Genomic DNA, 15,348 nt, shown 5'->3' on the forward strand with positions numbered 1-15,348 from the left:
ACTTCGTATCCAGCAGACTAGGGGTTCCCCCGAAGGGCGTCCCGCACCATTATAAGCAACCTGGCGTGGCGCCACCAGAGATAGGCGCCCCACAGCCCGATCCAGAGCATCAGACTGAGCAGCGCGCTCAGCCCGGCGAGCCGCGCCAGCCACCAGGCCAGCGCGGCCAGCAGCGCCGTGACGAGGCAGGGCTCCCACGACCGTGCCGCGATCCTCGCCACAACCGGCGCAACTCGTTGGGCCCCATAGAGGTGCCCCAGCAGGCTGAGACTGTAGACGACCACGAGACACCAGGCCGCCCCGACCATGCCCCACTGGGCGGTCATGGGGACGATCAAGAGTCCGAAGCAGGCGGCCTCTCCCACCTTGATGCGGGACAGATAGGCGGTCCTGCCGCCCGCGAGAACGAGGATGCCGCAGGCGGCCGCCAGGGCGCGCAGCGATTCCGCCGCCACCAGCACGGCGAACGGGGCGACGGCCGGCCGCCACTGGACCCCGAGGACCCCCAGCAGGATCTCTTCAGGAAAGAGGACCAGCCCGACGGAGATCGGCAACAGGACCAGGAGCAGGACGCCCCACACCCGGGCGAAGGCGTCGGCCAACACCGGCCCCTGCGCCGTCAAGCGGGCGTAGGCGGGAAAGACGGCTTTGCTGATGACCTCGCCCAGGCCACGGGTCAGCGTCTCCGCGATGCCAAACGCGACCTGATACTGGCCCAGCTCCCCGACCCCCCGGAGCTTACCGACCGTGATGTCGTCTCCCCGGGTCACCAGGTACCCGAGCAGCCCGCCGACGTACAGGTGCCGCCCGAACTCCCAGTAGGCGAGGGCCGCGGCCCGATCCACCATCCACCCGGGACGAAACCCGTGCAGGGACCACACCTGCACCGCCGCGACGGCCTGCCCGGCCAGGAGCCCCAAGAGCAGGGCCCAGGCGGAGCCCGACCAGAGGGCCAGGGCCACAGCGGACAGGGTCCCGACGGTCTCGCGGGTCACGTCGAGCAGAACCCGCTGCCGGAAGCGCAGCTCTCGCAGCAACAGGGCGGACGGCACCGCCGGCACGACCGCCAACAGGAAGCTGACGGCGCCGACCCGCAGCAGCGGCTCCGCGTCGGGTCGGCCAAAGAGGCCAGCCACCCACGGGGACGCGAGTTGGAGCAAGAGGAACAGCGCCGCCCCCCGCAGTATCTGGAGCGTCCAGGCGGTATGGACGAACCGGGCCGGCAGGTCGGCGCGCTGGATGAGGGCGCTCTCCAGGCCCAATTCGGTCAGCGTCAGGCCGGCGAAGAGGGTGAGCGTCACGACCCCGACCAGGCCGAAATCCTCGGGCGTCAGGAGCCGCGCCAACACGAGCGTCCGAAGGACCGCGATGCCCTGCTGGCCGACAAACCCGGCCCCGACCCAGAGGCCGCCCGCGATCACGGCGCGTCCAGACAGAACCTCGTGGTTCACTTGCGGGCCACCACCCAGGTGACGATTGGGTAGGTCGGATCATTGTACAGCGCGATCCGGTGGAGCGGATGGTCGGGCTGCTCGGGAACCAGGTGGTGCCCGACCCCCATGAACATGAGCACCAATGCCGACCGGTTCCCCCATCCGCCGCACTCGAGGATCTCGGCGCCGCGCACGAGACCGGCCATGGCCTCCGGCGTGAACCGCCACAGATCCACCGGATGGCGATGGACGGGGTTCAAAAAACAGCTCGTGTGGACGAGCAGGCCGCCCGGCGCCAGGACCCGCAGCGTCTCGCCGACGGCCCTGGCTGGGTCCCGCACGTGCTCGAGCACCTGGTCGGACACGACCGCGCCGAACGTCCCGTCGGGATAGGGCAAGGCCTGCATGTCCACGTCCGGATAGTCGGTCTGGACGACCTCCTGCCCGTCTCCGCTCAGCATCTCGACGATGGGCCCGCACCCGCTGATGGACAGGATGCGTCCCGGGCAAGGATGCTGGCGCAGGACCTCCCGCAACCGACGATACATGGCGAAGCGCGTCAGATGGTGTGCCGTGCGGCGCCGATCCAGGAGGAATCCGAAGCTCGGCTCGTGTAACCACCAATAGGTGTAGAGCAGCAGCGTCAGGAAGCGCCGAGGCAGCGGCGACATCATGGCGCGCCACCCGACCGTAGGAGATACAGCCGGTAGTAGGGGAACCGGCGGATGCCCGGCAGTCTGCCCAGCCACCGGTTGCAGGACTCCCGGTACAGTAGATTCATCGCCCGCTCGAGCCAGGCCAACGGACCCCGCCACATCGGCAGGAGGAACCCAACCCCTTCCGTCTCGAGGATCGTCAAGCCGTGAGACGCCAGCCGAGCTTCGAAGCGCGCCCAGGTCTCGAAGCGGTGCGGGAACCCCCGAATCGGGACTGACGAGAGCTCGCGCACATGCTCGTGCTCGTCGCAATAGACCGGTTGCCGCGTCCGGCGCATCTGCCACCAACTCCGCAGCGTGACCGAGGGCAGCGTGAGGAGGAGATAGCCGTCCCGGGTCAAGCAGCGGGTGAATTCCCGAAGCGCACGGTCGAGATCGGGCACATGCTCTAGGGTCTCGACACAGGCGATGCCGTGCAGGGATCCGTCGGCGACGGGAATCGCCGTGACCGATCCACGCATCAGGAGATGGTAGCCGCGCGATTGCGCCCTCGTCAGCCGAGCCCCATCCCAATCCAGCCCCACGAGCGTCTTCCGTCGAGCCAGCAATGTCCCCAGGTGACCCTCGCCGCAGGCCGCATCCAGCCAGACCGGTCCGGGCAGCGTGGCGATCCTGGCCGCGACCCGTTCCAGCAGGACCATGGGCCATGGCCAGATGGGCCGCATGGCCGGGTTGTAGCGGGCCCGATCGTACCGGCTGGCCAGAGCGGAGCCGGGCGACTCAGGATCTGCCGTCACCGCCTCCCTCGACGAGATACACGCCGGCGCCCGGCTCGCCGGAAAAGGCTCGCACCAATCGTCCTCGCGCCAGTTCTTCGAAGACCCACGCCGGCACGTGGGTGCGCCAGCGCCGGGCCTGCTCCTGCGCCTCTGTCGGACGCCAGACGAGCACATGTGGCCGGGGCCACGGCGCCTCAACCGGGTCAGCCCAGTAAAAGGGCCGCTCCACCTCCCCCGGTCCTTTCCACATCCCCACGCGGGGCCCGTCCTCGAACCGGTGCAGATACGGCAACACCTGGGCGGTCAGCGGATCGGTCAGAATCGGCAGGTCGGCCCGCCACGGGACCGACAGGGCGTCGTCGCGAAGTGCGTCGTTGCGCGCCTGTTCCGCTGGATACTCGAAGATCCGGTAGCCAGCCCAGTTGGCGACCAGCGCCAGCACCAGAACGGCCGGCAGCAGGAGCCGCCGCCGGTCGGGCCAGGCCAGGAGCAGGAGCCCGGTCACCAGGGCCGCCGCGGCGCCCGCCACCACCGGGGCGTAGCGCTGCACCGCGCCGATCGTCAGCAGCCCGATCGCCGCCGCCACCGCTAGCCCTGTTCCGAGCTGGGCACGACGGGAGAGCCGCGTGGCGGTCGGCCGGGCGCAGACCCCCGCGGCCAGCAGCGCAGCGGGGAGGATCACGGGACTCCCGAAACGCAGGTCGAGATGAACCGGCACCCACTGCGTCAGCGTCGTCGAGCAATGGCTCAGGATGAGGAGAGGTGCGGCGACGGCGAGGCCAAGATGCCGGCCGATGCACGCCGTCCGGTCGTCCCGGTCGGGCCCCCCGTCCAGGACCGCTGCCACGACAACGGGCAGGGTTGCGAAGAGATATCCTTCGATGGAGGCGCGGACGATCGAAAGTCCCGAGACACGGAGCACAAAATCCGTTCCGGTCAACGACCGCAGCCAGGGAGCCCCCGGGATATTGTACCCGCCTTGGGCGGCGTCGAGGACATAGAGCGGTGAGCCGGTTTGCCACCAGAGGTATCCGAGATACGGCAGGGCGAGGGACAGGCAGCCCAGGAGCCAGATCGCCCACGGAAACGATGCCAAGGTGCCGCGGCGCCAGGCGAGCACGGCGAACCCCAGCAGGGTCAGCAGGATCATCGGCGCCGTGCTCTCCCGGGTCGCGACCGCCCAGGCGCAGGCCACCCCGGAGATCCAGGCCCAGGGTCGCCGCCGGGTGGTCCGGTCCGAGACGACCAGGGTCCAGCTGACCACGAAGAGGCCATAGAGCCAGCCTGCTGGGACATCCGGCATGCCGATCGAGCCGGAGCGGTAGAGAATCGGGTGGAATCCGCTGAAGAGCGCCGCCCAGATCCAGGCCGTGCCGCCGTACAGCCGGCGCGCCGCATAGGCGGCAAAGCCAATCGTGGCCAGGCTGCACACGACCGTGAAGGCAAGGGTCGTCCAATCGCGGATCCCGAAGACGGCATACAGGGCCGCCAACGGTGCCAGAAAGCCGAGCCGATAGGGATGGTTGTTGAGGCTGAACGTCGGCTGCCCGCGGAGCCACTCCGCGGCGAGCCGCGAATAGAGAACATCGTCTCCGTGCAGGATCACGCCGTGAAAGGCCAGGGTCAACCCGCTCGCCGCCCCGCTGAGCACGACCAGAGGCACGACCCATCGCAGGAGAGAAGAGGCCGTCACCTGGTGCGGCATCGGAGTCCAGGACAGAGGGTTGGGGGATAGCGGTCGGTTGCAGGCGCCACGAGCGTCAGAGCCGGTGGGTTCCACGGCCGATCCCGAGGCCGGGTCTCAGCCCCTGCAGCGCAGGGATGGCTGCCGGCTGCTCGGCGCGCTCCGATTCCGGTTCCGGCTCTTCGAGTGGCAGCATCTGCATTTTGACGACCAGCGCGGCAAAGAGCCAGAACGGCTCCATGATCCTGACGATGATGAAGGTGTTCGAGCCGACCGAATGGATCAGCAGCGCGAGGAAGCCTAAGAGGAACCCGAGCGCGATTCCCCGCTCATAGGCATCCTTCGCCTCGGCATAGCCGCGCCACCCGACGCGGAAGATCGCCCACATCAGCAGAACAAACGTCGCCAGCCCAAGGAGGCCGGTTTCCATGACGATGCGCGGGATCATGGCGTCCATGAACCGCTTGGCGCCCGTGACACCCGCGCCAAACAGGGGGGATTCCTTCAGACTGTTCATGGCATCCTTCCAGGAGCGCAGACGGTCCGACGTGGAGGTGTCCACCCGCAGGCCGCCGACCCGGATCTGGCCCACCTCCGTCGGCGCTTGCGTGAACGTGAAGAACACCCGCTCCTTCACCGCCTGGGGCACCCACCAGGGACTGGCCACGATCACCAGGAGGATCAGCGAAAACAGCAGCGGCCGCCGGTAACTCGTTTTCAAGGCCACGACAAGCAGCACCACGGTCGCCGCCAGGAAGGAGGACCGCGACAGGGTGGCCAGGAGCGCAAGCACGCCCAGCACGAGCGTCGTGATGTAGGGCCAGCGCTTCGGCGTAGAGTCGGGCGTCAGCAGCAACCCCGTGACGATGCAGCCCATGAACACCAGGTAGCCGCCCAACGTGTTGGGCTCGCCTTCCTCCCCCTCGAAGGGGGCGGAGGCCCGCTCGCCGCTGGGAATCTGGCCAATCGCGATCAGGCTCACGATGAAGCAGGTGATAAGACTCGCTGTGATCAGCCCCCTGGCCATCGTTCTGGTCCGGACGATGTTGATGACCATGAAGTAGAGAAAGAAGTACTCGAAGTACTTGAGGTTGAAGAAAAAGCCCGGCAGCGGCCGGACGCGGCCGACCAGCACGCCCACAAGCGTCGCCAGGCCGCAGGCCGCGACGTAGAGAAAGATCGGGCCATTGAGCGGCGTGTACCTGAAAGGAGGTTCGTCCTTCCGAATGGCGGCCTTCACAAGCCAGATCAGGCCGACCACGACCAACAACAGGTCGTCCAGACGGAGCGTCATCCCGTGCCCCACCTTGATTGCCTTCCCGCCGGCGGCCGCCCCCTGGAATTCACCACCGAAGACGAATTCGGGGCCGAGGAGCATGGAATAGACGAGCAGGTAGAGGCTGAGCGGCGGGGAGAGGAAGGCGGTGATCATGAGGGCGGTGCCCGCGACGGTCCCGACCAACAGGGCCGACTTGCCGACAGTGATCCCGATGCCGAGCCCGACAGCCAGCAGCAGGACGAGCACCATTTCCACGGGCCCGATGCGGACGGTGTCCATAGCAGCAGCGAATAACTAATAGCGAACAGCGAACAGCCGGTAGCCCCTAGCCCCAGCAAGAAGCACCTTGTTCGGAGCTGCTTGCTGTTCGCTAGTCGCCCTCACTTATAGTGGTACCGATACATCTCGTAGTCGGGCGTCAGCTCGGCGCTGACGTTGCTGAGCACGATCCCGATCAGCAACCCCTTGGCGTTCTCCAGCAGGGTCTTCGCGCGCCGCAGCGCGTTGCGCCCGACCTTCCCGACCTGATAGACCATGATGACACCGTCCACCTTGGAGCCGACCGTCACGCCGTCTGTGACCGGCAGGATCGGCGGGCAGTCGAAAATTGTGATGTCATATTCCTTCCTGGCCATCTCGATCAGATCGAGGAGGCGCGGGGAATTCAGGAACTCCGAGGGGTTGTCCGGACGCTTGCCCGAGGGCAGCACATTGAGATTGTCGATGCCAGGCGCGTTGACCACCTGGTCCACCCCCAGTTTGCCCAGCATCAGATCCGTCACCGTGCGGATCGCCTCCAAGGGGGGCACCGTGCCGAGGAGGACATCGCTGAGCCCCGGGGATTGCTCGAGCCCCAGCCGTTCGTGCACCGAGGGCTTGCGAAGGTCCCCATCCACCAGCAGCACGCGCTTGCCGTCCTGGGCGAGGGCGATCGCGAGGTTCACCGCGCTCGTCGTCTTGCCTTCTTGAGCCCCGGCGCTGACGAAGGCCAGCACCCGGTTGCCCTGCAGGCCCCCGGCAAATTGGATGTTCGTGCGGAGCGACCGGTAGCCCTCGGCCAGGGGCGACTGGGGATCGAACAGCGCGACCAGGTGGCAGTAGAGATCCAGGGTCTCCTTGTCCAGTTTTTCCTTAAACTGCGCCTGGATCTCCCGCTCGATCTCCTTCCGGTCCACACGCGGAATGACGCCCAGGACGGGCACCTTGAGATAGGACTCGACCTCCTCGATGGTCCCGATGGACGTATCGAACGATTCCTTGAGAAACGCGGCCACGAGCCCGACCATTGTGCCCATCAGGATCCCCAGGAACGCGTTCAGCGGCAGGTTGGGGGCATTGGTGGGCCGGGTCGGGGCCAGAGCCGGCTCGATAATTGTCACCTCTTCGATTTGCTCGGCGCCGCGGATCAGGAATTCCTGGTGCTTGGCCTTGAGCGCTGCGTACAGGTTACTGTTGATCATCACATCGCGCTCCAGCCGGGAGAGCTGGATCGCCGCCTGCGGCAGGCTCAGGTACCGTTCCTTGTAGCGTCCGATGGACTCCTGGATCGCCTTCTCCCGCGAGTTGAACGTGGCCAGCTTCGTCTCCAGCTCGCGGATCATCTCCTGCTTGACGTTGAGGATCTTCTTGTCGAGGTCCTGGACCAGGGCGTGCTTCGGGGTATAGTGAATCAGGAGGTTGTCCCGCTCCTGGGACAGGTCGGACAGGCGCTTGTTCAACGTGCTGATCAGCGCCTCGACCTCGTCGGAATAGACCCGGGTGGCCTCGGCAGCCGAGGAGCCCTCCTTGCGGAGCGACTCGAGCTGACCGATGATCTCTTTCTTGACTCGCTGGAGCTGCTCGAGTTCGGCCTCCAGCTTGTTGTACTGATCGAGCGCCTGCCTCGCCTCTTCGGTGACGAAGACCTGCCCCTCCTGTTCCTTGAACTCCCGCAGCCGCTGCTCGGATTCATGCAGGCTCGCTTCGAGCGTCTTGAGTTGCGCCTCAACGAACCGTTTCGCCTCGATGACCTGCCGGTTGCGGTTGTAGATGTTCTCCTCGCGATAGGCTTCGGCGGTGAGCGTCGCGTAGCGCTCGGCGAGCCGGGGATCGGCCGCCGTCGCGGTGATCCTCAGGATGTTGGTGGTCCCCTCCTGCGCGGCTTCAATGTGGCTCTGGATGCCGTAGATGATGTCCAGATATTCGGGATTGGCCCGGACGTCCTTGGGATCCAGGTCCTTGTCAATGAGCCCCAACATCTTCGCGACCCGCTCCATGACCGGGAAGCTGCGGATCACCTCCGCCTGGGTGCCGATGTCGCTGCCTTCCGAGACAGCAACAGTCTCCTGAAGCAGCCCCGAGGCGGTGGTGGAGCGTTCGTACTTGACGCGCGAGGAGGCCTTGTAGATAGGGGCGGGACCGACGACATAGGGCATGACGGCCGTGAAGACGGCCACCAGCACGATGGTGAAGATGATGATTGCCTTCCGGCGGCGGACGATCAGCCAGAAGTCAACCAGGTTGAGATCGTACTGGGCCATATCATTTCAAGAAGGCAAGGGATACGGCAGGGTCCGGCTCATCGCCTCTCGCCGCGTGTCCCTCACTCCGCGGCTGGGGCTTCGCCGCACCGCTTGCCGCGGCGAAGCCGGGCAACCGTCGGTCCGCCGCCTTAATTGCCTGGTCAAGCAGGCGGTCGAATAGTGGCTTGACGAGCCCTTTGGTCCAGGGATGCGCATTGAGGAACGACGCGATTCGCTCGCCATGGGTCCTGTACAGGTCGGCGAAGAGCTGGCCGTACCAGTGGTCCGAGAACGGCCCCCAGATGTACCAGCGCAGCACATGGGGCTGCCAGGCCTCGTCCCCGTAGAGCGCGCGGGCAATCCAACAAGTCCCCCCACCGCCGACCGCAACACCTGGAGCCTGTTGCGGCCCAGCGAACAGGTCTGCGAGCGCCTTGTTGATGAAAACCACGTTCGACCCGATGATGAGCGCATTCAGGATGGGCGCCACGACCTTGGAATAATAGGCGCTCCAGTCTCCCATCCTGGACCTCGGGACAAAGACAATGTCTCCGTCCCGGAGCCGCAGGTCCGCCGACATATCCCCGGTCCGCAGGGCGTTCTCGATATTCGCGACCCGGATGAGGTTCTTGTTCTCCGCGCGCGGGGAGATCACCACGATCCTGCTCATATCCGCTTGGTCGGTAAAGCCCTCGCCGGCCGTGATGGCGGTCAGAACCGTCGCACGTTTGTCAATCTTGATCTTGCCCCCGCCTTTCCGCACTTCTCCCGTCACATAGATCCACCGCTCCCGCTCCGCGCCCCGCAGCAGTCTCACCTGGACACGCGGGCTCCGCACATAGGGCGAGATGGCTTCGGCGATGCGCGCCTCGGCCGCTTGCTCGTCCAGTCCCTTGACGTCAATGTCGGTGAACGCGACGGTGATCAGCCCGCTGGCCCGCACCGTGAGCTGATATTTCTCTTCCCCGCCCCCGCGCCGCACGATGACCTCCAGGGCGTCGCCTGGCTGGATCAGGTCGTCCGGATCCAGCTCCTTCTTCTCCACCTCGACCACCGGCTTGGCCGGCGCGACCGGCAGCTCAAAGATCGGGTCCGGCACCTTCGGTTGAACCGGGCTGGGCCAGTCCGAGCAGCCGAGTAATAGCACGGCGACGCTGAGCGCCGACACGAGCGATCGTCCCGCCCCGTTCACGCGCAACCGAGCGATCCTCTCCACGGTTTGAATCGACCTCCGCACAGCGACGATGACTTACACAGACCTGCTCAAAAGGCAAGCTGGACCCGATCGACGATCTCCGCCACGTGCACCAACGGCGACGCACTCAGATCAATCTCGCGCGGCTCCCGCAGCCGCTGGCCGGCCTGGTCAATCATGATCTTCACGACGGGCCGCAAGGGAAACCGCGGGTTCAGCCGCAGGACTTCGCCGGTCTCCCCGGACGTCAGTTTGACCCACGTGCCGACCGGAAACAGGGAGAACTGCTGAAGCAGACTCTTGAAGATGCGTGTGGGGAACGCCGCCTTTTCTCGCACGAGTAGCAGGCGCACGGCTTCGAACGGGAGCATCGCTTGGCGGTTCAGTCGCGACCGTAACATGGCGTCTAGAATATCCGACAACCCGATTACGAAGGCGAACTCGTGAATCTGCGGTCCCTGCAGCTTGCGCGGATAGCCGGCCCCGTTGAGCCGCTCATGTTCTTGGCCGACCACTTCGGCGAGCCAGGGGCTGTCCGGCGCGACCTTCTTCAAAATCTCCTCGCCGAAGAGGGGGTGCCGCTGGAGAATGGCGATCTGCTCTGGCGACCACCGGCCCGGCTCGTCCAGCAACTGCTCCGGCAGCCGGCACATCCCCACATCATGAACCAGTGCCGCCAGCGCCAGCCTGACCAGCTCGTCCTGCCGGTAGCCCAGGCCCATGCCGATCTTGATAGCGTAGATGGCCACGTGCACCATGTTGCCCACCAGCGAGGGGCCGCTCTGGTGCGAGATCGCGCGGACGAGGAGACGGTCGTCCTGGGCGAGGGACATGACGAAGCCGCTGGCGATCTGCGAGAGATCGGCGATGGCGAAGGGACGGCCCTGCCGTACCAGTTTCACCACGGAGGCCAGCGCCACTTCCGCCTGGGCATACCAATCCACCGCCGGCGCAGCCAGCCCTGCCGATGGCGGCGGCGCCTTGGTCGGAGCCCCCTCCGGCTGCGACGCGGGGGCGCGCGCGACGGACAGTGACGGTTCCGGAGGAGCGACCGGCGGGGCCGGGGGCTGCTCCAATGCGCGAAATGTCACCGGCTCAGCGGCCGGCGGGGTGGCCAGGGCGCCTTCGCGACGGATGTGGTCCCTGAGCACGCTGAGCTGGATGGGCGGCGGAGCACCGGCGGCCGGAGCGGGAGCCTGCGGCGGCGCCGCCGCCGCTTCCCCGGCCGGCTTCTTTTCGACAGGCTCCGGCTCGGGGCCCTGGGCGCCCCGGATGAGATCAGTGAGACGCACCACCCAGTGCTCCTACGCGAAAGTCTGCGGCCACACGGGTCACGATCGGGGCATCCACCTGGGCCTTTCGCTCCAGACAGGCGGTGAGGAGCGAGAGGTCGGCCAACGTGTTGATGTTCCGGGGAATGCCTCCCGAATGCTTGAAGATCAGGTCAATGGCCTCGGGAGCGAAGATCGGGCGCCCTCCGTCCGCCCCGGCGGTCTTCAGCCTGAACTCGATGTACCGTGTCGTCTCCTGCAGATCGAAGGCGGGCAGATGAAACCGGATGGCGACCCGTTGCGCAAACTGCGGGATCGCGTTGATCCGTTCGTTGAGTTCGGGCTGCCCCAGGAGAATCAAGGTCAGCAGGAACCGGTCGTTCAACTGGAAGTTCAGCAGCAGCCGCAGCTCTTCAAAGACCGTGTCGTCTCGGATGGCCTGGGCTTCGTCAACGATAATGATCGTATCCTTGCCCTGCTTGAGGTTCTCGACCAGGTACTCGTTCAGGCGGTGCAGGCGGTCCAGCTTCGACGTGTTGGATTCGACACCAAGCTGGTAGAGGACTTCGCCTAGAAACTCCTGGGCGTCAACCGAAGGATTGGCGATCAGGGCGGTATCGTACCGGTCCTGCGCCAAGTGCTGGATCAGCTTGCGACTCAGGGTCGTCTTCCCGCAGCCGATTTCACCGGTCAGCAGCACCGCGCCCTTCCGGGCCTGGATCCCATAGAGAAGCCTGTGGAGGCCTTCCTCGTGCTTCGGCGAGGGGAAGTAAAACCTCGGATCCGGCACGTTCTCGAAGGGCGAGAGCTTCAGCCCCCAGTAGGGCTCATAGTGCACGGCGACATCCGCTTGTGGATAACCCCCGCTGACCCGAGCGACATTGTGCCGATAACGCCTTGATTTGTCAAGGTGGTTTCGGTTCCACCCTCTATTTTGTCGCCAATTCGCTTGCGAAGACGCCTCTAAGGCTTCGCCCCTTCCTCCTGTGATTTGGGCGCCGGGGCCTTCCGGGCAGCCGAACGCGGTGCACCGGCCTTCGGTTTGAAGGAAGGCTTGCCAGCTTTGCCCGCCTGTGGGTCCATAGGTTTTGTCTCGGTGGGCGGATTTCCCGCAGCGGTGGCCGGCGCCTCCTTTGCCGGCGCGGCTGGCGACGGGCCAGGCCTGGCTGGCTCGATGGCAGCCACAGGCTGATGGGAAGCGAGAAATCCCTGATAGTCCACCACAAGTTGGCCGACTGGCTTCCCCGAGTCGTCCTTCACCCAGTCTCCCTCCTCGGCCGCAACGAATTCGGGCGGGTCGAAAGTCAGGCGGGCGGGCGTTGCGGAAACAGGCCGCAGCGGAACGGCCTTGATTGGGTCCACAGCATCTGGTTTCCCAGGCGGGATGCGTGCCCGGTGATTGGCGATCATCAGGTGCAGCTTGCCGCCCTTGACGAAGAGTCCGCCGGACGTGAGGGTCTGATAGGTCGCTTTCGATTGAATGACCGCGAACACGACCCATTCGGAGGGCTTCGCTCGGTAGAAGGCTTCGCGAATCCCCGGGGCAATCTGAATCAACTCACCGAACGACAGCAGCGGTTGCGGTGTCGCCCCTTCGTCGGCGCCGAGCACGCGCACGCGCTCCAGGACCTCGGCGAGCGTGGCATCGCTCCATTCCACCGGATGGTCATACTGCACCCGCGCGGCTTGGGTCGGGTCACGGAAACCGTCGAGCCGGATCAGCCACGTCGGGGTGCTGTCCACAGCCCGTTTCACCAGGGGCTCCGCGCAAGCCTGCGTGAACAGCACCAGCAGAACCAGGACCGCTCTGGCCAGACCCGGGCTCACCGATTACCCCTGCTTCCGGACGCATCCGGCCCGATCATCCACATCTTTGGGATCCGTCCACGTAAAGCCCGCTTCCGTGGGACACATCCCGCGCGCGAGTGCCCAGACCGCGAGGGTCACCAGGCTCGCGACCGGATAGCCGACTGGCCCAGAATACCTGGCTGTCGAGCGCCAGGCCAAATTTCCGGTCTCAAGATCGAAGCTCCGAAGATGCACCGTGACGTAATAGTACGTCGGTTTCTGCCCCAGTCCCCCATGCTCGGTAATCACCCGCCGCGCTTCAAACTCGGTGGAGATCGTGGAGCTCCCGAACAGCACCTGCTGGGCGCCCGCCATTTTCGCGGCCACCATGATGCGTTTTTCGTCGTCCGGGGTGTTGCTGAGCTTGAGCTTGTTCTCCTCTAGGATCTTCTCCAGCCTCACGCCCTCGACCACCGTATGGCCCCGCTCCTTCAGCCACTTCACCACCACGTCCCTGACCCATTCGTGGTCCACCCAGACGACGTAGGTCAGACTCTCGTCTACGGTCTTGGTTGCAAAGTGCGTCCGGAACGCCTCCGTGACCGGGAAGGCTTTGGCAAAGCCGCTGTACCAGTTGACACAGCCGCCTAGGAGGGCGGCCGCTAGGAGCAGCACCGCAGGGGCTCTACGTCGCCAAGGAACCGGCTTGGAGTGCAGGAGAGGAAAGACCGACGGTGGTGGCGAAGGAGTGGCGTGGCTACTTACCAAAGATCTCCCTGTATTTCTGCTTCTCCGCTTCGCTCAGGCTGTTGAACTGTTGTTTGGCTCGCTCCCGCTCCTCGGGGGACATCTTCTCGTAGGCTTCCTTAGCCGATTGCCTGTCCTTGACCAGCTTCTTCACCTCGAGCTTCTCTTCCGCGGTCAACTGGCTGGGATTGTCCATCGCTTTGAAGGCAAGAGCCGCCTTCTTCATCACCCCTTCTAGGCCTTGCATGGAAACCGCGGCGACTACCGAGACGGCAACGCAGGCGAGCGTGAGCCCGGCGGCAAACTTCCAGTTGTCCCGAATGGCACTGGAGCGCCTGCCTCTCTTAATATACATAAGCCCCCCTTGGGAGCGCTAGTGTACTCCAATTCCCGGTCCGGTGCAAGAACTCGTCTCGATCGTTCTCTCTCGCAGAGGCGACCGGCAAGACGGCTCACGCGACTTACCACACCTGCTTGACATTCCGGAGGCTCGCGGATATCGTAAGGTCGTGTCGCTAGACCAAAGGGAGGAGGGCCCGCCCCGCGGTTTCTTCTGCTGACCGCTGCCGCGCGAGACCATGGCCACGATTCACTACGACATCGGCGGGCTCCGCGTGACCGTTCGAAGCCGAGTCGAGGAACTCCGTCCCGTCCTGGAAACCCTCTTTCCCCGCTGGTCCGGGGAGGACGACGGCTCCTCGCCGATCCACCTTGACCTCGCGGCCAACGGCGACGGTTTTTCCCTGAATGGTGCCGCGGAGCCCTACCATACGCCCTCCGCCGACACCCTCATCCCCGCACTCGAGGTTCGCCTCAGAACCCTGTATCTCGCGCGGGCCGGCGACGCCCTGCCACTGCATTCGAGCGGCTTTCTCAACGCCGAGGGCGAGGCGATCCTCATCCTGGGACCGTCCGGCGCCGGGAAGACCACCCTGTTGTTGAAGGCCCTCGCCGCCGGCTCCCACGGACTCTCCGATGACCTTCATCTCTGGGATCCGGTCACCGGCATGGTCACGGCCTATCCGAGAGCCTACTCAGTCAGGGAAGGAACCTTCGACGCCTTTCCTGACCTCAGATGGATGGCGGCCGGCGTTCGGCCTTCGCGGTGGAACCACCAACGCCTGTGGTACATCCATCCAGGCCGATCGGCCACGTTCCCCCCGCCGAGGCCCGTGAAGCTGGCGGCGCTGGTGCTCCTCGCTCGCACGACGGGGGACGACTCGCTCCGGCTAGTGCCGCAGTGGCAGCGGCTCTCGGCTCTCCTGCCACATGTCTGGGCTGACGAGACGGTCCTGCTCGACGGACAGATCCCGACCATCCTGCACGCGTTGACGAAGATTCCCGTCTGGCAGGGCACCGCTGACGCAGCCTTGAGAACATTTCTCTCCGACGGGAACGGGGCTGGGCCAGTCTGCTCAGCCGCTGTGTCCCCCCGAGACCAGGAGGCGATCGTATGAGCGACCATCGCGAGCCGGAGACCATGGGACCCGAGTCGCCCGCGTCTGCGGCGAACCTGCTGGACGAAGCCATGCTCGCGGAGATCAATCCGGGACGCCGCGAGTTCGTCAAACGCCTGCTCATCACCACAGGAGCCACGGTCGCGATGATGACCTCCCTGTCGATCCCTGAAGTGATGGCCAAAGGGGGCAGATCGCCCGGGGCTGGGACCTAAGGGCAAACGTTGACGATATTTGTGTCGGCTCGGTATGCTGGCGCCATGGTGCCCGTCGAACCAGGCCATTGGGCCCCGAAACCGCTTGCCGGCTTGCACTTTCTGGAGGTGGAGGACGGCTCCATCATCCTCGACCCTGCGGGCAGAAAGATCCACTCGCTGAATGCCTGGGGGACGATCGTCTGGCTGTTGTGCGACGGCCGGCGGTCGGCGCAACGCATCGTCGAATTGACCGGCCGCCAGAACGAGCAGCTTCGTGCGTCGGTGATCGAGATCCTGGAGATCCTCAGACGAGAGGGCCTGGTCGAGGCCCTGCCTGTTGGAGACTCTGCTCAGTAAGCCG

The 15,348-nt window shown here is 65.5% G+C and carries 15 protein-coding genes; 3 read left to right on the plus strand and 12 right to left on the minus strand.

Going from position 1 to position 15,348, the window contains the following annotated elements:
* Positions 1-17: 17 nt before the first annotated feature.
* From ACWHYQ_RS12600 to ACWHYQ_RS12655, 12 genes are all read right to left on the minus strand, one after another.
* Positions 18-1,451, minus strand: coding sequence for an oligosaccharide flippase family protein (locus tag ACWHYQ_RS12600; protein ID WP_447972471.1), 1,434 nt, complete (start codon positions 1,449-1,451; stop codon positions 18-20).
* Positions 1,448-2,107, minus strand: a complete 660-nt coding sequence (locus ACWHYQ_RS12605) for a methyltransferase domain-containing protein (RefSeq protein WP_447972472.1) — start codon at positions 2,105-2,107, stop codon at positions 1,448-1,450. The genes ACWHYQ_RS12600 and ACWHYQ_RS12605 overlap by 4 nt, the downstream gene beginning before the upstream one ends.
* A complete protein-coding gene (locus ACWHYQ_RS12610; protein ID WP_447972473.1) occupies positions 2,104-2,886 on the minus strand; it encodes a class I SAM-dependent methyltransferase in 783 nt (260 codons plus the stop codon). Before ACWHYQ_RS12610 ends, ACWHYQ_RS12605 begins: the two co-directional genes overlap by 4 nt.
* Positions 2,870-4,573, minus strand: a complete 1,704-nt coding sequence (locus tag ACWHYQ_RS12615; RefSeq protein ID WP_447972474.1) for an ArnT family glycosyltransferase — start codon at positions 4,571-4,573, stop codon at positions 2,870-2,872. Before ACWHYQ_RS12615 ends, ACWHYQ_RS12610 begins: the two co-directional genes overlap by 17 nt.
* 55 nt (positions 4,574-4,628) lie before the next feature.
* Positions 4,629-6,110, minus strand: a complete 1,482-nt coding sequence (locus ACWHYQ_RS12620; protein ID WP_447972475.1) for an O-antigen ligase family protein — start codon at positions 6,108-6,110, stop codon at positions 4,629-4,631.
* Positions 6,111-6,211: 101 nt separating this feature from the next.
* On the minus strand, positions 6,212-8,350 hold the full coding sequence (locus ACWHYQ_RS12625) for a GumC family protein (protein WP_447972476.1): 2,139 nt from the start codon (positions 8,348-8,350) through the stop codon (positions 6,212-6,214).
* 1 nt (position 8,351) lies between these two features.
* Positions 8,352-9,548, minus strand: coding sequence for a polysaccharide biosynthesis/export family protein (locus ACWHYQ_RS12630; protein WP_447972477.1), 1,197 nt, complete (start codon positions 9,546-9,548; stop codon positions 8,352-8,354).
* Positions 9,549-9,595: 47 nt separating this feature from the next.
* On the minus strand, positions 9,596-10,822 hold the full coding sequence (locus ACWHYQ_RS12635) for an HD-GYP domain-containing protein (protein WP_447972478.1): 1,227 nt from the start codon (positions 10,820-10,822) through the stop codon (positions 9,596-9,598).
* Positions 10,806-11,636 (minus strand): ExeA family protein, encoded by an 831-nt coding sequence (locus tag ACWHYQ_RS12640; protein ID WP_447972479.1) that lies wholly within the window; start codon positions 11,634-11,636, stop codon positions 10,806-10,808. The genes ACWHYQ_RS12635 and ACWHYQ_RS12640 overlap by 17 nt, the downstream gene beginning before the upstream one ends.
* Positions 11,637-11,761: 125 nt before the next feature.
* Positions 11,762-12,625: a hypothetical protein gene (locus ACWHYQ_RS12645; protein WP_447972480.1), complete on the minus strand. Its 864-nt coding sequence runs from the start codon at positions 12,623-12,625 to the stop codon at positions 11,762-11,764.
* Between the two features lie 3 nt (positions 12,626-12,628).
* Complete coding sequence (locus ACWHYQ_RS12650; protein ID WP_447972481.1) at positions 12,629-13,261, minus strand: hypothetical protein; 633 nt, start codon at positions 13,259-13,261, stop codon at positions 12,629-12,631.
* Positions 13,262-13,343: 82 nt separating this feature from the next.
* A complete protein-coding gene (locus tag ACWHYQ_RS12655) occupies positions 13,344-13,688 on the minus strand; it encodes a hypothetical protein (protein ID WP_447972482.1) in 345 nt (114 codons plus the stop codon).
* Positions 13,689-13,911: 223 nt separating this feature from the next.
* On the opposite strand from ACWHYQ_RS12655, the gene ACWHYQ_RS12660 reads away from it, so the two are divergent.
* Genes ACWHYQ_RS12660 through ACWHYQ_RS12670 form a run of 3 tightly spaced genes read left to right on the plus strand, consistent with a single transcriptional unit; the run spans position 13,912 to position 15,344 of the window.
* On the plus strand, positions 13,912-14,790 hold the full coding sequence (locus tag ACWHYQ_RS12660; protein ID WP_447972483.1) for a hypothetical protein: 879 nt from the start codon (positions 13,912-13,914) through the stop codon (positions 14,788-14,790).
* Positions 14,787-15,005, plus strand: a complete 219-nt coding sequence (locus tag ACWHYQ_RS12665) for a hypothetical protein (RefSeq protein WP_447972484.1) — start codon at positions 14,787-14,789, stop codon at positions 15,003-15,005. Before ACWHYQ_RS12660 ends, ACWHYQ_RS12665 begins: the two co-directional genes overlap by 4 nt.
* Before the next feature lie 45 nt (positions 15,006-15,050).
* Entirely contained in the window at positions 15,051-15,344 is a 294-nt protein-coding gene (locus ACWHYQ_RS12670; RefSeq protein WP_447972485.1) for a PqqD family protein, read from the plus strand.
* Positions 15,345-15,348: the final 4 nt, after the last annotated feature.

This window comes from Nitrospira sp. Kam-Ns4a (genome assembly GCF_965152595.1).

Bases quoted from the DNA above. Each gene is read 5' to 3' on its own strand.
- ACWHYQ_RS12605 (WP_447972472.1), bottom strand. From the start codon at position 2,107: ATGATGTCGCCGCTGCCTCGGCGCTTCCTGACGCTGCTGCTCTACACC.
- ACWHYQ_RS12615 (WP_447972474.1), bottom strand. From the start codon at position 4,573: ATGCCGCACCAGGTGACGGCCTCTTCTCTCCTGCGATGGGTCGTGCCT.
- ACWHYQ_RS12620 (WP_447972475.1), bottom strand. From the start codon at position 6,110: ATGGACACCGTCCGCATCGGGCCCGTGGAAATGGTGCTCGTCCTGCTG.
- ACWHYQ_RS12625 (WP_447972476.1), bottom strand. From the start codon at position 8,350: ATGGCCCAGTACGATCTCAACCTGGTTGACTTCTGGCTGATCGTCCGC.
- ACWHYQ_RS12655 (WP_447972482.1), bottom strand. From the start codon at position 13,688: ATGTATATTAAGAGAGGCAGGCGCTCCAGTGCCATTCGGGACAACTGG.
- ACWHYQ_RS12660 (WP_447972483.1), top strand. From the start codon at position 13,912: ATGGCCACGATTCACTACGACATCGGCGGGCTCCGCGTGACCGTTCGA.
- ACWHYQ_RS12665 (WP_447972484.1), top strand. From the start codon at position 14,787: ATGAGCGACCATCGCGAGCCGGAGACCATGGGACCCGAGTCGCCCGCG.
- ACWHYQ_RS12670 (WP_447972485.1), top strand. From the start codon at position 15,051: ATGGTGCCCGTCGAACCAGGCCATTGGGCCCCGAAACCGCTTGCCGGC.